15 protein-coding genes are annotated in these 17,285 nt (G+C 38.1%); 5 read left to right on the top strand and 10 right to left on the bottom strand.

All coding sequences use genetic code 11. From position 1 onward, the window contains the following. Positions 1–265: 265 nt before the first annotated feature. The 4 genes from RE409_RS04630 to speB form a co-directional block, all read right to left on the bottom strand. The gene (locus RE409_RS04630; protein WP_309558621.1) at positions 266–1,255 is read right to left on the bottom strand and encodes a D-2-hydroxyacid dehydrogenase; all 990 of its coding nucleotides are present in this window, start codon (positions 1,253–1,255) and stop codon (positions 266–268) included. Positions 1,256–1,429: 174 nt separating this feature from the next. After that, positions 1,430–2,191, bottom strand: a complete 762-nt coding sequence (locus RE409_RS04625) for a class II aldolase/adducin family protein (protein ID WP_201182492.1) — start codon at positions 2,189–2,191, stop codon at positions 1,430–1,432. A 45-nt stretch (positions 2,192–2,236) separates the two neighbouring features. After that, positions 2,237–3,658 carry a sodium:solute symporter family protein gene (locus RE409_RS04620; RefSeq protein ID WP_309558620.1) on the bottom strand — a complete coding sequence of 474 codons (1,422 nt, stop codon included), beginning with the start codon at positions 3,656–3,658 and terminating at the stop codon, positions 2,237–2,239. 104 nt (positions 3,659–3,762) lie between these two features. Beyond that, positions 3,763–4,761, bottom strand: a complete 999-nt coding sequence (speB, locus tag RE409_RS04615; protein ID WP_309558619.1) for an agmatinase — start codon at positions 4,759–4,761, stop codon at positions 3,763–3,765. Positions 4,762–5,292: 531 nt separating this feature from the next. Between speB and RE409_RS04610 the strand changes: the two genes are divergently transcribed. From RE409_RS04610 to RE409_RS04600, 3 genes are all read left to right on the top strand, one after another. Next, a complete protein-coding gene (locus RE409_RS04610; RefSeq protein WP_201225017.1) occupies positions 5,293–6,684 on the top strand; it encodes a sigma-54 interaction domain-containing protein in 1,392 nt (463 codons plus the stop codon). Positions 6,685–7,175: 491 nt separating this feature from the next. Then, positions 7,176–7,682 (top strand): hypothetical protein, encoded by a 507-nt coding sequence (locus tag RE409_RS04605; RefSeq protein ID WP_201182494.1) that lies wholly within the window; start codon positions 7,176–7,178, stop codon positions 7,680–7,682. 18 nt (positions 7,683–7,700) lie between these two features. After that, the gene (locus RE409_RS04600) at positions 7,701–8,213 is read left to right on the top strand and encodes a hypothetical protein (protein ID WP_242485327.1); all 513 of its coding nucleotides are present in this window, start codon (positions 7,701–7,703) and stop codon (positions 8,211–8,213) included. Positions 8,214–8,392: 179 nt separating this feature from the next. On the opposite strand, the gene tnpB is transcribed toward RE409_RS04600, so the two are convergent. Together tnpB and RE409_RS04590 are read right to left on the bottom strand one after the other, a co-directional pair. After that, complete coding sequence (gene tnpB / locus RE409_RS04595; RefSeq protein ID WP_309558616.1) at positions 8,393–9,598, bottom strand: IS200/IS605 family element RNA-guided endonuclease TnpB; 1,206 nt, start codon at positions 9,596–9,598, stop codon at positions 8,393–8,395. A 305-nt stretch (positions 9,599–9,903) separates the two neighbouring features. Beyond that, positions 9,904–10,608 (bottom strand): YjjG family noncanonical pyrimidine nucleotidase, encoded by a 705-nt coding sequence (locus RE409_RS04590; protein WP_309558614.1) that lies wholly within the window; start codon positions 10,606–10,608, stop codon positions 9,904–9,906. A 504-nt stretch (positions 10,609–11,112) separates the two neighbouring features. Here RE409_RS04590 and RE409_RS30605 point away from each other — a divergent pair. Continuing rightward, positions 11,113–11,478 (top strand): VanZ family protein, encoded by a 366-nt coding sequence (locus RE409_RS30605; RefSeq protein WP_201250908.1) that lies wholly within the window; start codon positions 11,113–11,115, stop codon positions 11,476–11,478. Positions 11,479–11,736: 258 nt separating this feature from the next. Here the strand turns inward: RE409_RS30605 and RE409_RS04585 are convergent, their stop codons facing one another. From RE409_RS04585 to garR, 4 genes are all read right to left on the bottom strand, one after another. Beyond that, positions 11,737–13,056: a gluconate:H+ symporter gene (locus tag RE409_RS04585; protein WP_201182512.1), complete on the bottom strand. Its 1,320-nt coding sequence runs from the start codon at positions 13,054–13,056 to the stop codon at positions 11,737–11,739. Between the two features lie 87 nt (positions 13,057–13,143). After that, on the bottom strand, positions 13,144–13,980 hold the full coding sequence (locus RE409_RS04580) for a class II fructose-bisphosphate aldolase (RefSeq protein WP_201249970.1): 837 nt from the start codon (positions 13,978–13,980) through the stop codon (positions 13,144–13,146). 66 nt (positions 13,981–14,046) lie between these two features. Continuing rightward, complete coding sequence (locus RE409_RS04575; RefSeq protein WP_309559241.1) at positions 14,047–15,420, bottom strand: four-carbon acid sugar kinase family protein; 1,374 nt, start codon at positions 15,418–15,420, stop codon at positions 14,047–14,049. A 73-nt stretch (positions 15,421–15,493) separates the two neighbouring features. Beyond that, entirely contained in the window at positions 15,494–16,384 is an 891-nt protein-coding gene (gene garR, locus RE409_RS04570; RefSeq protein ID WP_201182517.1) for a 2-hydroxy-3-oxopropionate reductase, read from the bottom strand. Between the two features lie 256 nt (positions 16,385–16,640). Between garR and RE409_RS04565 the strand changes: the two genes are divergently transcribed. Further along, complete coding sequence (locus RE409_RS04565) at positions 16,641–17,285, top strand: GntR family transcriptional regulator (RefSeq protein WP_201221991.1); 645 nt, start codon at positions 16,641–16,643, stop codon at positions 17,283–17,285.

Raw genomic sequence — 17,285 nt, 5'->3', positions numbered from 1 at the left:
ATTTATCGATTTTTCAGACTATTAGACTAATAAAACGTCTAAACACCTTTAGTAATATTTCAATATTGAAATATTATCTTTCATAAATGCAATATATTAATAAATTACTAGATCATAAGGTCTAAAATATAAAAAAGACCACAAAGCGTTCTAGGCTTTTGCAGTCTCTCACATTTATGACTCTTGTTTCACATGTAAAATTTGAATTTTTCATATCCTCAAAATAATATCTATAAGGTATTTTTTTTCAACGAGCCCATTACTACTAATAACCCAGTTGTTTATGAACGACGTTTATCAGTGGCTTCCCCTCAGAAAAAAGCTTTAAATTTTGCAAAAATAACTCCATCACACGATCTATATGTTTTGAAGAGTTGTATGCGTTATGTGGAGAAACTATTACATTTTCAAGCTGCCAAAAAGGATGATCTTTAGGTAAAGGCTCTACTTCAAACACATCAAGTGCTGCACCAGCTATGTGCCCATTGCTCAAACATTCAATTAAATCTCCATCGACAATGGTATTTCCGCGACCAACATTAACTAAGTAACTACCTTTTTTCATTTTATTTAACCGTTCTTTATTAAAAAAATAAGAGGTCTCTTTGGTAAATGGGAGAGCTAATACAATAAAATCTGATAGTGAAAGTACTTCATCGACTTGATCCATGCCCATAATCAAATCAGCAGGTTCATATTCTTTGTTCCTTTTGTCGGGGTTCCGACGACATCCTATCACTTTCATTCCAAGTACTTTACATCTTTTTGCAATTTCAAAGCCAATGTCACCATACCCGATTATGCCCACTGTTGCATTTTCAAGGTCCGTCACAGGAATTTCAACCCAATTTTTATTTATTTGATTTCGGATTATTGTATGCACACCTCTCGCTAACGAAGATAACATGGCAATTGTATGCTCGGCAATCGGAACAGACGTGCAGCCTTTTACATTGGTGATGATGATATCGCTGTTTTGAATGTCTTCATTCAGCATGGCCTCCATTCCCGCACTATCTGAATGGATCCATTTAATCTTTGGAGCCTTTTTAAGTATGTTAAGATTATCGTGAAGTCCCGACGTATAGAGGATATCGAACTTTGATAAATCTACAGTTGCCTGTGGTTCAGGTTCGCCGAATTCCCATGGTTCGACAACAACTTCAGAACAAATCTCTTTAAACTTGTTTATGTATTTTTCCGGTATATCAACCCTTACATAAAGTGAAGGAGCTGCTTTCTTAGAACTGGGCATTATTAAACCTCCTCAAGAACCTATTGATTCCTTTTTTATTCATTGCAGGGGCGGCAATCTGTGAATTTGAATTCTTCTTCTAATTCATTCCATCTTCATTACAATAGGTGAAGCCCAACCAAGGACTTCACCGTTAGATTCTTTTTATCTTCTTTCTGGAATTACTTTTTATGTTCACTTCAAGAAATCTGGTTGCTCTTTTCTAATTCTATCCCAAAGAGGTTGAAAACTCAGCCATCCCTCATATTCAGTTCCCGTTTGTTCTGCTGTTAATTTGGCATACTCCTCTTCTATAAAAATGGGCTTACCTACAGATTCAGCCATAATCTGTGCTTGACATGAACGTTCCATGGTTATGAACCACCAAGCAGCTGAGTCTACAGATTGGCCCACTGTTAACAGCCCATGGTTGCGGAGAATGACAGCTTTGTATTGACCTAGAGCCCTAGCGATGCGTTTCCCTTCTTCAGATGCATACACCACACCAGTAAAATCATCAAATAATGCATGGTCATTATAGAATTGGCAGGCGTCTTGCGTAATCGGATCTAGTAATCTCCCTAAAGAAGACCATGTCTTTCCATAGACCGAATGAGCATGTGCCGCTGCAATGGCATCCGGTCGAGCTTTATGAATTTCTGAATGAATGGCAAAGGCAGCACCATTCACTGAATGTTCACCCTCTACAATATCACCTTTATGATTAACCAATATAAGATCTGAAACGGAAATTTGACTAAAATGCATCCCAAACGGATTGACCCAGAAATGGTCTGTATATTTAGGATCACGAACCGTAATATGTCCAGCTATCCCCTCGTCGAAACCAAATTTTGAAAAAAGACGGAATGAAGCTGCCAATCTTTCTTTCCGATGATTACGTTCTTCTACCAATGTATTGAATGTTGCTGGTTCCAAGGAAATTGTCTTTGTCATTTTTCTTTCCCCCTTAAATCATTTTTTGCTCGTTTGGGTGTATCATCAATTAGCTATGGTATCCACGTCGTCATTACCTTTTACACCTTGATTTATTTCATTCTTGGAACTCATTAAAGTAAGTATTGTAATAACCACAAAACTAGTAGCGAGCCCGTACAGAATTGGTTGAGTGGAGGACGGCCCATTAATCACCAATCCCACAATAATAACGATCATACTAGCTAGAATGGAGTAAAATGCAGCTGTAGCCGTGACTCTCTTCCAAAAGAATCCAAGAATGATCGGAAAGAACACAGCACCGGATAAAATTGCGTAAGCTACATCTAATGCAACTAAAATGTCTTGAATCCATATCGAAACGATTATGGTCAATACACCAATCGTTAAAGTTGTAATCCGAGATGTTTTTAAAAATTGACGTTCACTCATTCCTGGACCGATATATTTTTTAATGATGTCATTAACAACTAAAGTAGATGAAGCAAGCAGTGTTCCTGAAGCAGTGGACATAAGAGCGGAGACTACACTTGCAATGACAACACCTAATAGACCCGCAGGTAAAGTTTCCATTGCTATACTAGTAAAAGCATTTTGTGGATCGCCTAAATTAGGAAGGATAATAAAAGCGCACATTCCAATGATACTGATTGCAATCGCGTAAAAAACACTATATATTCCTGCTCCAACCGTTCCGCCACGAGAAATCGCTTTGGTTCGTGCGGTAAAAAGACGCTGCCAAATATCTTGACCCACAACTACCCCTAAGGTAAATAGTAAAAAATATTGAAAAATTGTCTCTCCGCCAATGTTGCCTAACTCGAAATGTGATGCAGGGAGATTCTCTTTAAGTGAGCCCCACCCTCCTGCCTTAGAGATGCTCATTGGAAGCATGATAAAGAAAATACCGATCGTCATAATGACGAATTGCACTACATCAGTCATAGTGACTGACCACATTCCTCCTAATATTGTATAAAATAAAACGATTCCACCCCCGACTATCATGGAAATTGTTAAATTCCAACCAGCCAAAACATGTAAAATCGTCCCCATTCCAATCACTTGCGTTACAGTCAACATAAATGTATAGATAACCGAGACTAAGGCACTGATCAATCGTGTTTGTGAATTGTAACGCTTCTCCAACATTTCACTAATCGTCAAAACTTTTAAATCAAATATCTTATTTGTTAAAAATAACCCTATTGCGATAATGCCTAGCCCGATCATTACCACTAGCCAAATACCGGATATTCCAAACTGATAACCTAACTTTGCTGTTCCTAAAGTAGAAGCGCCCCCTAATATTACAGCAGCTAAACATGATAAATACATAAAATGCCCTAGATTACGCCCAGCTACAATGAAATCATCTGCTGTTTTTGCCCGTTTAGATCCAATTACTCCTACAATGATTAAAACAGAAAAATATAGAATCATGATCGTTATATCCAAAATATGCATTTACACATCTCCTTTTGCGGTTGTTTGGTTTAATATATCGCTGTGTTTTAAAGATGGAAGGAATGGCATTTCCACTGATTCCTTCCATCCATTTGAAAAGGAAATCATTTGTTAAGCTGTGTTTCCAAATCTTCCACTCTCTCTTCTTTCTCCAGTTTTTCTTTTTTTGCAAGAGCAATAAGTGTGATGAACTCATAGACAATATTAGCGGCGGCGGCAGCGGTGATTTGTCCGTGATCGTATGCAGGTAAAACCTCAACAAGGTCAAATCCTACAAAATCTATATTCGTCAATCCTCTTACAAAGGTTAAAGCATCATCAATGTTGGCCCCTGAAACTTCCGGTGTCCCCGTTCCAGGTGCATAAACAGGATCTAGAAAATCAATATCAAAGGATAAAAAGACAGGGCCATTTGCTACTCGCTCATGAATGACCTCTAGCATTTTCTCAACACCCATTCGTTTATAATCGTTCGTCGTATAAACGCCTAAGCCTAAATCCCGAGCATCCTGAAGATCCTCCGGTCCGTACAGACCGCCCCTCATTCCAATTTGAAGAGATCTAGATACATCTATGAGACCTTCTTCTATTGCGCGGCGAAAAACGGTTCCATGATTATATTTTTGATCAAAATAGCTATCCCATGTATCGGAGTGGGCATCGAATTGAAGCAGGGCAACTGGCCCATGTTTTTTTACGATTGCGCGTAACTCTCCTAGAGTAATAGAATGATCGCCTCCTAATGAAATAGGAATGATCCCTTTTTCAATGACAGGAGTAAGTTCTTCTTCAATCTTTTTATATGTTTCAGAAATATAGCCCGGAATGATTGGAATATCCCCATAATCAATCCCTGAAATATAATCAAAAATGTTAATATCCTGTTCAGGGTTATAAGGACGCAAAAGAATCGAAAAATCGCGAATAGCTTCTGGGCCAAATCTTGCCCCCGTTCTAAATGATTGCCCTGAATCAAATGGAATACCCGTAATGACAAAATCCATATGTTCATCTAGCTGTTCAACAAATGGAAGCCGCATAAATGTGCGCACTCCACAAAAACGGGGTGATTTGAATGAGTCCTTCGGTTGATACTTCATCATGTAATATCCTCCTAAATTCCTACTATATTTGTATAATTACAAATTCCATTCCTGCCACAACCTTGGCATATATTCTAATGTGATTTTTAAAATATACTTTACGGTTAGCTAGGAAGGAACACTCTCAGATTGTCATAGTAAATCTATCGATTAAAAGTATTACCATGTGCTCAAGCACCTGTTTTTTCTATTGCAACTATTTTTGTAGACTTAATTAGAACGCCGTATTTGAGACCCTCACGTGTGAAAACTATTGTAGACGCACTGGCAATATGTACTGGATATTTGCTACAGCATAGTAAACACCCCCATGTTTTTCATAATTTTCATCTTACCTATTACTTAAGCAAGATTCGCGCCAACTTTTTTCAGATAATTACGACGATTTTAGCTATTTTTTTATAAGCATTTGATTTAAAATTAAATCAAATCCTAATTCCCTAATTTAATTTTTGATTATTCGCTCTTTTCGATTAATATTTTAATCAACACCTATAAAAATAAAAGGAGGCGAACGTATTGGATGATAGAATGCTTGAGCAGGAGTTAAAAAAAATTATCGAAACATCGAATAATAACATTACAATTACAGACGAAAAAGGTATCATTTTATACTCCAATCCAAAACTCTGGGAGATTTATGGTATGGAACCTGCCTCATACATCGGTACATCTGTATATCAATTAGAAAAAGAGGGACTTCTCACACCATCTATCAATGCACTCGTTTTAAAAGAAAAAAAAGCGATGCGTATTATGCAGCATACACAAACAGGGCATGTTGTCATGTCAACAGGCTATCCCATTTTTAATAAAGAAGGCCTTCTCGTTAGGGTAATTAGCTATGGCCAGGATCAAACCGAGATATTGCAATTGCAGGAACAATACGAGCAATTACAACGAATAGTAAAAGGCTATCAAACAGAAGTCGAGGATTTAAGGGAAAAAGAACTAGATTACCACGATATGATTGCTAGAAGTAATGCAACCAAGCAGATTTTAAAAACGATCCACAATGTTGCTAAAACAGATGCCACGATTCTTTTATTAGGACCATCAGGGGTAGGGAAAAGTACATTTGCACGCTCTGTTCATAATCAAAGCAATCGAAGGAAAGAACCCTTTATTGAGGTGAATTGCAGCACAATACCGGAAAGTTTGTTTGAATCAGAGATATTTGGCTATGAACCAGGTTCTTTTACAGGAGCAAACAAACAAGGAATGCAGGGGCTGATTGAACAAGCTGACAGTGGTACTCTTTTTTTAGATGAAATCGGGGAACTTCCACTTGCCATGCAGGCTAAATTATTGAAAGTGTTACAAGAAAAAAAAATAAAGCGCATCGGTGGAAAAAAAGAAAGCCTTATTAACTTCCGGCTAATCGCAGCAACAAATCAGGACTTGAAGGGGATGGTAAGTGAGGGAAAGTTTAGATTAGACTTGTTTTATCGTTTGAATGTGATACCTATCCAAATTCCTGCATTACATGAACGTAAAGAAGATATACCGCTCTTAATTCAACATTACTTACAGAAAACAAATGATAAATACCAGAAATTAAAAAAATTCCATCCAACGACTTATGAAGTATTGACTCATTATCAATGGCCAGGAAATATACGCGAATTAGAAAATTTAATTGAACAGTTAATTCTGATCATTGAGGAACCCATTATATTTCCCAAACACCTTCCCCAAGCCATCACAGGACAAATAGAACAAACAGAAAATTCCTCTTCCCAAACAATCGAACAGGAATCAGACGAGAATCACGATCTAAAGAAGACTTTAGAAAAGGTTGAATTACAACTGATTACTAAAGCATACAAACAATGTAAAACCACTTACGAAATGGCAGAATATTTGGGAGTTAGCCAGCCTACAGTCATCTATAAATTAAAGAAATATAAGAAGTACTTTTGAATGATATCTTGTTACAAATCTTCTTAATTCAGCCCTATAAAAATTAATTTTTTCAAGCAACTACTCCCTGTCTCCGAGCTTGCGTGTGTGGTAATTCGGATTAGAATAAGAGTGACCATGAACTTGTTATCATTCTGATATGACACATAAAGAATGAATAGCAAAGAAGAATACTGAATGTAAATTGATATAAAAAATTTACATTCACATACATATTTTGAGTAAAAGAAAAGCCTTGCAGGCGGGTAACCAATCCAGAACTTCTGCAAGGCTTTTTTCTTTTTGGGTAGTGCTGAAAAAAGGGCATGGTCTGCTATTTTGTTTTAAATCTAGTCCAGTTGACTCAAAAACTTCCGACTAATTATTTTTGAATACATTGAAATATAATCTTATTCAAGGGAGTATATTTCTTAACAGTAGAGCAAGATCATTAGTTTCAAGATTTAGGATTTAAAATCCTATTCATATAATGCTAAGGAGGAAACAAATGAATGACATCTACTTTTACGGGGATGAATTCCAATCAAAGGGATTTTTATCTTGAAGCCATTGATAATACCTTAGAAAAAGGTCTAGCTGCTAAAGAAGTTGTCTGTTCCATTACCACAGGATTTCGAGATATTCCATCCATCCGGACTGCACCAGGGCTTAATCCTTACCACGCTTCAGTAGCTGATATTGGCTACGGATTTGATGCAGTACGTGGAACAATCATGAGGATACATCAAGGAGAATCCATTTCTCTTGCAAAGGATATGCTTGTGTTTGAACTGGATACACTACGTATTAGCGAAAAACAATTAAACCCTAATTTTGAACTAGCAGTAAAAGGTGCGAAGCCGGACACTTTTTATTTGATTGAACAAAGTAGATATTTAAACCGCCAAATCGCAGAATCAATCAAAGAAGCGATACGTCTCGGCAAAGCCTTTCTTGGACCTGAATGGAAGATCAGTCGTGCAAGAATCCAGAATATTCAAGCAATCCCACGTCTATAGGAAGGAGAGAAGAGCATATTGCCTAATTCACAACCCATGGAAATAAGTATGGAAGATCACCAACATTTGATGGAATGGTGGAAAACAACGGAGTCAGCTAAAATAGTGGTTCAACATTTAATTTCGTTGATAAGTGAACTTCGGTTGCACCCAGAATCCAGTCACGCGGATGGAATGGTTCTTTTTTATCGGGCCGCTTCCGAGATTTCATACGGTTACGCCGGGACACGAGGATGCATCCGAAGGGCTTTTACAAGTGAATATTCTTATGCACTTCGGAAAAATATGGTGATGTGTCACAGCTTCGCACAAAAATATTCAGTTGATACGAAAGTTCTCCTTGAGCGTGTAGCAAAGCAAGTCACAGGACCAAACGCCCTACAATTGATAGACCGTATAAGGGGGGAATTAATTGAAAATGACGTGATGTTAAATGAAATGGCTAAAAGAGCTCAAGCTTTCTTTGGAAAAGAACCCTTCCAGTCCATTCAAATGGAAGTGAAGCAATCTAATACCTTGCCAAGAGAATAGCCTGACGCTACGCAACCCTATCTAAAAAAATAGGAGCCGATGATTCTTAAACTTAAGGAAATCGGCTTATATATAAATCGACACAGGAATTCCTATTTGAACTACCCACCACTTATCGACCTTACGGTTGATTGAAGTGGGGGATTCCTAAGAACATTAGCCTATCGGCCAATTTTTAATTAGGCTACTCCCGTAGTTCCTACGGTTAGAAGCCTTATGGCTTCATTCATTAGATTGAGTCCTGCGTTAATATCTCGATCGTGGTGAGTAGAACAAAAAGGACAATCCCATTCACGAAGATTCAGATGTTTAACGTCTTTATTTTGGTAACCGCAGCTAGAACACAATTGGCTAGAAGCAAACGTTTTAGATACGGTCACGATTTGTTTACCATACCAGTTTGCTTTGTATTCCAACATTTTTTTGAATTGGTACCAAGATACTTCACTAATAGCTTTAGCTAGTTTGTGATTTTTCATCATATTCGACACTTGCAAGTCTTCCATTCCAATAACATCGTGGTTTTTGATGATTTCGGTAGAAACTTTTTGTAAGTAATCCATTCGGGCATTTGAAATTTTTTCGTGTAGGATAGCCACTTTTCGTTTTTGTTTTTGATAGTTTTTGGCTTCAGCCAATGGTTTATTTTGATTCAAGGCTATTTCTTGTCGCCTTGAAAGAATCCGTTGTGCATTGGCCAATTTCTTTTCGACCGTCCGGAAGAATTTTGGGTTTTGATAGACCGTACCATCTGAAAGAATAGCAAAGTTTTTCAAACCAACATCTACACCGCACGAACGATTCGTTTTAGGAAGTACTTGTACATTGGTTTCGGCTAAAACGGAAATGAAATATTTACCCGAAGGGTTCCGCCTGATTGTGGCATTGATGATTCGCCATTCGACTTCGCGGCTTTTAGCAAAACGAACTAGACCGAGTTTTGGCAATTTGATTTTGTTTCCAACAATTCCAATATTCCCATTCGTATGTTTAGTCGTATAGGACTGGATAGGATTCTTTTTCGATTTGAAGCGTGGTGACTTATTTTGCTTTTTATAATATCGACTATAGGAATCTGCTAAATTTTCCACCGATTTCTGTAAGGCAATACTGTCTACTTCTTTCAGGAAAGAATACTCTTTCTTTAAAGCTGGAAGTTCTTTGATTGTTGCGTATTTATCCAGAAAAGAACCTTCCCATTCATTAGAGGGTAATTGGCCGTTCTGCTTCATTTCTTCACAAATATACCAGTAGGCATCTTTCTCCTTTTGTTTGCCTAAAAAGAAGTTAAAGACAAAACGGGAGCAGCCGATCGTTTTATTGATTAGAGTTAGTTGTTCTTTAGTTGGATAGATTCGAAATTTATAAGCTTTGTTTACGACCATTGGTTTCACCCCCTTATAGTTATTATTAACCACCGAACGTACGTTTGTAAAAAGATTACTTTGGCTTATGCCAACCTCCATTCATCTCCCCCTTACCGTTGTGCTCTCGCCCTTCACACGCTTGAAGAGGGAGTCTTCTGGCGGGAAATGATAAAAAGCTAACACACCCATACTTGTTTTAGTCATTTCTTATCTTGCTTATAATTAGAAAAACAGGTAATCAATCTTTCCTGTTATACTCCCAAAAATCTAACATTCTACTGTCAGAATAAACTCTTCCAATCAACTCTTTTTAAAAGGTTCACTTAAAATCTCTCCACTACTTTACTTTCTACAACCTGCATAATATCTATCAGCTTCCAGATTTCATATGTTGGCTTAATTCCTAGATTATTTTCCTTTCGGTGCGGATTGAACCAACAGGTGTCAATCCCGTAATCTATTCCTCCTTGAATATCGGAGGTCAAAGAGTCGCCCACAATTAAAACTTTAGCTTTGTCTGTAATCTGTAACTTAGAGAACGCGTAATCGAAAATACCCTTTGCAGGTTTCTGGAATCCCGCCTCTTGAGAAATTATAATATGCTCAAAAGTATTGCTAAGAGGAGAACCGCCAATTCTTGATGTCTGCACATCGGTGAATCCATTAGTAATAATAGCTAGACTACAATCTGCTAGATTCTCGCAAACTTCCACAGCTCCCTGTATAAGATGGATTTCCTTACTCAAATAGTTAAGATACACACGGCTGAACATCTCTGCCTCGATGTCAAGCTCATGCTTGAGGAACAACCTCTTAAATCTCTCCACTCCTAGATCTGATAGATTAGTAAGTCCCTGTTCCAATTCTCTCCATAATACCCTACTAATCTCTTGATAACAGGCTTCATAATCCTTGACTCCTGTAGGTAAACCGAACTCAAGGAAGGCTCCATTTAGTGCCCTTTTTTCCGATATACTAAAGTCTAATAATGTATCATCAACATCGAACAATATAACCTCGTATTTCATTAGTACCTCCATTATTCATTACCGACATGTTTGAACAACTATCTCAATCACTTTTCATAAAAATAACATGAATTAGCTACCTTTTTTATTAATTCCATCCATTGAACAAAATTAGGGAAAATGACCAAGAAACAAATTTCAAATGGTAACTTATAAACAGAAAATATTCTAGTGGCTATTTCATCTCCTAGTGATTTTAGCTGCTAGGAAAAATAATGACAAAGTAGCTCCTGTTTTTTGGAGCTACTTTTTTCTCTATATATTGTAAATACAATATTTAGTGTACAATAGTTCCATCTAAATTTTCACATATTCCGTTAGATTGTGGTAAACAACTTATATTCATTGATTTAGGTTAAGTGGGGAACTATGTGCTTAGTAATTATGTATATAAAGCACATGATAGGATATATGATTGTCGCACTACCTTTTTTTAATAGATAGATTAATTTTTATTAAAAAACACAAAAACAAATAAAAGTTTAAAATGAGGTAGTTTTAACAATTTTCGTCTTATATATTGTTGGTTTAACCTCACAAACAGTCATTCCTAGATGGGATATGGGGATTATTAGTAATACAGGTGAACTCTATTTTGATTTATCAAGTGATATTTCAAAAAAGAATTTAATACCTTTTCACACTCTCTATCAATATTTTTTTGAATTAAATGCGAATGTAGACGATTGGGGCAGTATATCACTTTTGAATATTTCTGCAAATATGCTTTTATTTTCACCAAAGGGTTTTTTCGTGCCGTTAATCTGGGAAAGATGGGTTTCTTTTAAAAAAATATTTTTGTTAGGTCTAAGTGTCACTTGTATAGCTGAAGTTTTTCAATTTTTTGTAGCACAGATATTGACGATGTAATTTTAAATACAGTGGGTGTGATAATAGGCTATTGGGGTATTTTATTTCTTAAAAAACTTAAAGTAAGGGATAAGAAAAAAAGACTAGCTGGACATGGTAATATCCAACGAAAAGTAAATACTTAAAGGATTCATATAGTAACCTGGTGGATTCTTTGTCGAAATTATGGATGAGAATAAAGGAATTCTTGTTGAACCATAAAAAAATCCCTATCCTTTCTATAACTTTATAGAAAGAATAGGGTTTTTCTATTTTCTATTATAAGAACATATTGATGATGAGTACACCAGCCAGTCCTACTAGGGAAATAATGGTGACCATAACGGACCAGGTTTTAATGGTTTTACCTATTGAAAGGTTAAAGTATTCCTTGTAAATCCAAAAACCTGCATCATTCACATGAGAGAAAGTTATACTTCCTGCACCAGCAGCTAAAACCATAAGTTCTGGACTCACACCTGTGGCCCCGACAAGCGGTGCTGCAATCCCAGCCGCAGTCATACCAGCTACGGTGGCAGACCCAATTGCTACCCTTAGGATAGCAGCTATTAGCCAAGTAAGGATTAATGGAGAAAGCGTTGATTCAGCCATGATACCTGCGATATATTGATCAATATGACTGTCTATCAGTACTTGTTTGAACGCACCGCCACCAGCTATGATTAATAGAATCATAGCTATTCCGCTGACCGAGTCTGTAAGGGATTTCATGATTTCATTCATTTTTTTACCTCGATTAAGACCAAAGGTAAAAATGGCAAGAATAACAGAGATTAAAAGAGCCACAGCCGGATTACCTATAAAATCAACAACTGGCATAATCGATGATTTAGGCATAAAGATTTCTACAAACACTTTAATTGCTATCAGAATCACCGGCATGAGGGATGTAAGAAGACTGGTTACAAACCCTGGCATTTCTTCCTCTTTAAATTCTTTAGGATTAAATAGCTCTTTTGGAATATCCGCTTCCAAATCTTCTTTCTTAAACAATTTCGTAAATAACGGCCCACCAATAATAATGGCAGGGATCGCAATGATGATCCCGTATATTAAGGTCTTACCCAAATTTGCCTCAAATACACTGGCTACCGCTGTTGGTCCTGGATGTGGAGGAACAAATCCATGCATCGTGATAAGAGCAGCTATAACAGGCATACCGATATACAATACAGGTACTCCTGCTGCAATAGCAATCGTAAATACTAATGGAATTAAAACGACGACTCCTGTTTCAAAGAAAAGGGCGATCCCAACAACAGAAGCTGTAAGAACAGCAGCTAGTTGAACTCTCTTTTTCCCAAATGCTTTGATGAGTGTCATCGCTATTCGTTGGGCCCCACCAGAATCGGTCATCAACTTACCGAGTATCGCCCCAAAGACGATGATTATAGTGAGATTACCCAGCGTTCCACCCAAACCACTTTGGATGGATGCCATTGCAGCATTCGGTGTCATTCCTTCCATGATCCCCACTACTAAGGAAACAATAAGCAAGGATATGAAAGCGTTTAATTTAAAAGCAAGCATTAATACTAGCAATAGGGCAACCCCTATACAGATAGATAATATCGGCATTTTTTATCCCCCTTGTCTTTTAAGTGAGAGTTGGCTGCTGCTGCTCCAGCATCAACCAACTCTTTCACTTCTCTTCTATATCACGTCTTAATTTTGAAGCAAACGAACAAATTTCGTCATGACCGGTTCCATCGCTTCTTGCATACCCGCCATAATAGCCGATAGATGAGCCGCCTTCTGTTCCTGTTCAAAAGCCTGATTTAAATACGAGGTGGCCGCCAACGATACCTCTGTATTTACATTTACTTTGCATATCCCTCTTGCAACAGCCTGCTTGATAATCTCATCTGGTGTACCAGATCCTCCATGAAGAACGAGAGGGATACCAACTAGCTGGCGAATCTCCTCTAATAGATCTAGGTCAATATTCGGTTTTCCCGTGTACATCCCGTGTACTGTTCCGATTGAGGCAGCCAGAAAATCGACGTCTGTTTCCTCGACAAACTCTTTAGCAGACTTTGGATCTGTCAATGTGCCGTCTCCTTCTTCTTCATCTGAAAAAGCGCCGCGGGCAACCGATCCAATTTCAGCTTCTACACTGACACCCGCCATATGTGCAATCTCCGTGATTTCTTTTGTAAGGCGGATATTTTCCGTAAGCTCATATTTTGAACCATCATACATGACCGATGTAAAACCGCACCTGATTGCCCGAATAATCGATTCCTTTTCATACGTATGATCAAGGTGAAGAGAAACTGGAACGGAAGATTTCCCTGCGAGTGTTTTTACTAATGCTGCAAAGCCTTCCACATCGACCGTATCAAAATATCGCTCTCCTAGAGCAATGATAACCGGATGATTTTCTTTTTCTGCAACAGTAATCGCTGCCTGTACGGTTTCGAGATTATATACATTAAACGCAGCAACACCATATTTCCCATTTTGTGCTGCAGAAAGAATTTCTTTCGTATTGACAAGCATGCCTATGCCGCCTTTCTATTTGTATTCGCTTACAATCACCCTTGTAAGCGGCAAATGCCGCTCAACTTACTGATGCAGCAGTTCTGCCACTTCTTTTAAGGTTGTTCTTGACCCAACATTTCCAGGAAAAATCACATAAGCTATCCCAGGAAATTTGCTTTCGCTCCCAATCAACCAGACCGGAATACCAGGCTTTATTTGACCAGCTACCGTTGCTCGCTTAACGCTAAGGCCATTCGTCCCTATATCACTTGAAGTAATGCCGCCTTTGGCAATAATAAAACTTGGACGTACTTCAAGATGCTTGACGATGCTTGTCACAGCATCGGAAATCTTCACTGACAGCTTCAATTCTTCTTCTTTTTTGTTTTCACCAAGATCAAGACGCTCCCGCTTCGTATATACTGCAACCGTTTGGCCTTTACGAATAAGTTGCTCGCTCGTCTCTATAATCCGTTGAATTTCCGCTTCAAACTTATCCGGATACAGCACGAGGTGGACATCGAATTCGATGAACTCAATGAAATTACATGTTTGAAGAGCTTCAAATTGCTCCGTTGTTTTTTTCACATGTGAGCCAATCATAATCAGACCGCCATGATCAGAATGGTCTTTCATAAGTTCTTCTTTCGTTAAAAGTGCTTTGTCACTCACGCCTCCGATGATTTTTGTTAAAGCCGCTGCACTCCGGAACATGAAATGCTTGCCTGCTTTTAGGGCTCGGATTAATGCAATCACCACGACTTTTGCATCAACATATTCAACCGCATTAACAATGATCTTATTAAAATCTTTAACTGCCATCAGTTGACTAACTAATCCATCAATATCAAGATCCCGAATGCTTTCTAGCGACAGATACACAGCATCTTCCGCTTTAAATGCTCCGTTTGACTTTTCTTCTGCCCATTCACCGAGATGCGACGATTTGTAACCAAAAGTCCTGTCTTTCGCAAATTCAGTTTCACCAGCCGGCACTAAGTCATGTTCATCCTGCACGTAATGAATGTTATTAATCGTAAAGCGACTGCCTTCTTTAAAGAAGGGCATGATGACTTCTCCATCAAACTGCATATCTGATTGTGCTTCGACCGTCTCTTTCAACACCTCTGTTTCAAGAGGATAATGACCACGCAGCGTTGAGTCCCCACGACTGATAATGATGAATTCTTTGTTTTGCTTTTCAGCTGTGTGCTGGATGACACTTGCGATTTCCTTATGTGCTTGTTCAGTTTCAGCAGCTGTAAAGCCTCTCGAATTTGTCAAAATGAAAAACATTGAATTCTCTTCAGCGAATCCCGCTTCGATACTTTCAGCCGACCAATCTGTATAAACGGAAATACCGTGAACGGTTTGAACTCCCGTTGGATCATCATCAAGAACGATGATTTTTTTATTGAAATCTTGCAGTTCCTTTGCGAGTAGTTCATTTACAACCATTTCATCCGGAACTGTCGGCAGATTGGCAAATGTATTCTTTACGTTTAAATTGTTTGAATAAGTCACTGTCAATTTACACCCTCCTTACTTCCACGTTTGCCAGTTTTTCATAATACTGCACGATACCGCCATGGTCATCGCCCGCTTTGCCGTCTACTTTAAGCGCATGAAAAATTTCTAGAAGCTGGCTTGATAGTGGAAGTGGAACTCCGATTTCATGAGCTGTTTCCATTACGTTTGTGATGTCTTTTAAATTAATATCAATTCGTCCTCCGGCTACGAAGTTCCTGTCAAGAATAAGAGGTACCTTTGCATCGAGTACAGCGCTTCCAGCAAGACCGCCGCGAATTGCATGGTACATTTTTTCCACATCAATACCCGCTTTTGCTGCAAGAACAAGTGCTTCGGACATAGCCGCGATGTTTAGGTTAACGATAATTTGATTCGCCAATTTTGCTGTGACACCGCTGCCATTCTTGCCAACTAATGTAACATCCGTCCCTACAGAGTGGAGAACATCTTTAACAGATTCGAATACGCTTTCTTTTCCACCAACCATAATCGCCAGCGTCCCGTCGACCGCTTTCGGTTCACCGCCGCTTACCGGAGCATCCATCATTTCAACACCCTGTTTAGCTGCTTCATTTGCAATTTCAACCGATACGACCGGTGAAATAGAGCTCATATCAATGATTACCGTTCCTTCTGTAGCCGTTTCCAAAATACCATTTTCACCAAGCACGACTTGTTTCACATGATGAGAAGCAGGCAGCATCGTAATAATGACATCACATGTCTCACCCATTTCAGTTGGTGTACCTGCTTTTGCCCCTGCTTCTACAAGCGCCTCCACAGTTTGCGTATTAATATCGTAAACAGTTAATTCGTAACCTGCTTTAAGTAAATTAAATGACATTGGTTTTCCCATGATACCCAATCCAATAAATCCAATTTTTTTAGTCAATTCCAATTCCCCCTTCTTCTAATAACACTTTTAATGTGTTTTTTAGACAAAACTGCTTAAGTGCAGCTACTTTTATATGAGAGGACCTTTTCCCAATTCTCAGTCCAAAACTTGATTTATAAAGCGTTTTCAAAACCCTATAATCGATTGTACACATTTTTTATAATTTTGTATACATTTTTTAAAAAAATGTATACAAAAAAATATACTTTTAAATAACCCTACTTAAACTTATACTTTAAGGTAAGAACAAATCATGATTCGGGAGACGATTATATTGGTAAAAAAAGATAACGTTCATGCCTATGTACAGGCTTATGAATATATAAGAGATCGGATATTGAACGGAGAATTAGAACGTGGAACGAAGCTGGTCGAGGAAAGGCTAGCAGAAGAAATTGGTATTAGCCGGACGCCAGTGCGTGAATCCATTCGTAAACTCGAACAGGAAGGGCTTATTAAACAAAAACGCGTTGTGAACCCAAGCGATATGGATCTTCGTCATATTTTTCAGGTGCGAATATTACTGGAAGGATTTGCAGCACGCCATTGTGCTAGTTTCATGACGGAAGAAGCGCTTGTAAAGCTCAAAGAGTGCGTGGAAATTGGCAGCACAGGTAATACGGAAGAAGTAATGTCAGCGAATAATGAATTTCATGATATTATTGTAGGCGCAACTAACAATCCTATGATGATCGATATAATTGACCGAATGCAGTCCATTATTTATTTGTTCCGGAAAACAGTTGTCTATCATAAACGGCCGTTTTTGATTGAGGAACATCATGATATTTACAAGGCCATCCTTCTTCATAACGGAGACGAAGCGGAGCGATTAATGAAAGAACACCTGCAGAATGATTTAGAATTTTGTTTAAACCGAATGGAGACACAGCATTGA

Source organism: Peribacillus sp. R9-11 (assembly GCF_031345095.1).
Classification (GTDB): Bacteria; Bacillota; Bacilli; order Bacillales; family DSM-1321; genus Peribacillus; species Peribacillus butanolivorans.
The sequence above is the reverse complement of the archived record's forward strand: the minus strand, read 5'-3'. Positions and strand labels throughout refer to the sequence as shown.

Coding starts and splice junctions, on each gene's coding strand:
- RE409_RS04630 (WP_309558621.1), bottom strand. CDS start 1,255: ATGCCCAGTTCTAAGAAAGCAGCTCCTTCACTTTATGTAAGGGTTGAT.
- RE409_RS04625 (WP_201182492.1), bottom strand. CDS start 2,191: ATGACAAAGACAATTTCCTTGGAACCAGCAACATTCAATACATTGGTA.
- RE409_RS04620 (WP_309558620.1), bottom strand. CDS start 3,658: ATGCATATTTTGGATATAACGATCATGATTCTATATTTTTCTGTTTTA.
- speB (WP_309558619.1), bottom strand. CDS start 4,761: ATGATGAAGTATCAACCGAAGGACTCATTCAAATCACCCCGTTTTTGT.
- RE409_RS04610 (WP_201225017.1), top strand. CDS start 5,293: ATGCTTGAGCAGGAGTTAAAAAAAATTATCGAAACATCGAATAATAAC.
- RE409_RS04605 (WP_201182494.1), top strand. CDS start 7,176: ATGACATCTACTTTTACGGGGATGAATTCCAATCAAAGGGATTTTTAT.
- tnpB (WP_309558616.1), bottom strand. CDS start 9,598: ATGGTCGTAAACAAAGCTTATAAATTTCGAATCTATCCAACTAAAGAA.
- RE409_RS04590 (WP_309558614.1), bottom strand. CDS start 10,608: ATGAAATACGAGGTTATATTGTTCGATGTTGATGATACATTATTAGAC.
- RE409_RS04585 (WP_201182512.1), bottom strand. CDS start 13,056: ATGCCGATATTATCTATCTGTATAGGGGTTGCCCTATTGCTAGTATTA.
- RE409_RS04580 (WP_201249970.1), bottom strand. CDS start 13,980: ATGCTTGTCAATACGAAAGAAATTCTTTCTGCAGCACAAAATGGGAAA.
- RE409_RS04575 (WP_309559241.1), bottom strand. CDS start 15,420: ATGGTTGTAAATGAACTACTCGCAAAGGAACTGCAAGATTTCAATAAA.
- RE409_RS04565 (WP_201221991.1), top strand. CDS start 16,641: ATGATTCGGGAGACGATTATATTGGTAAAAAAAGATAACGTTCATGCC.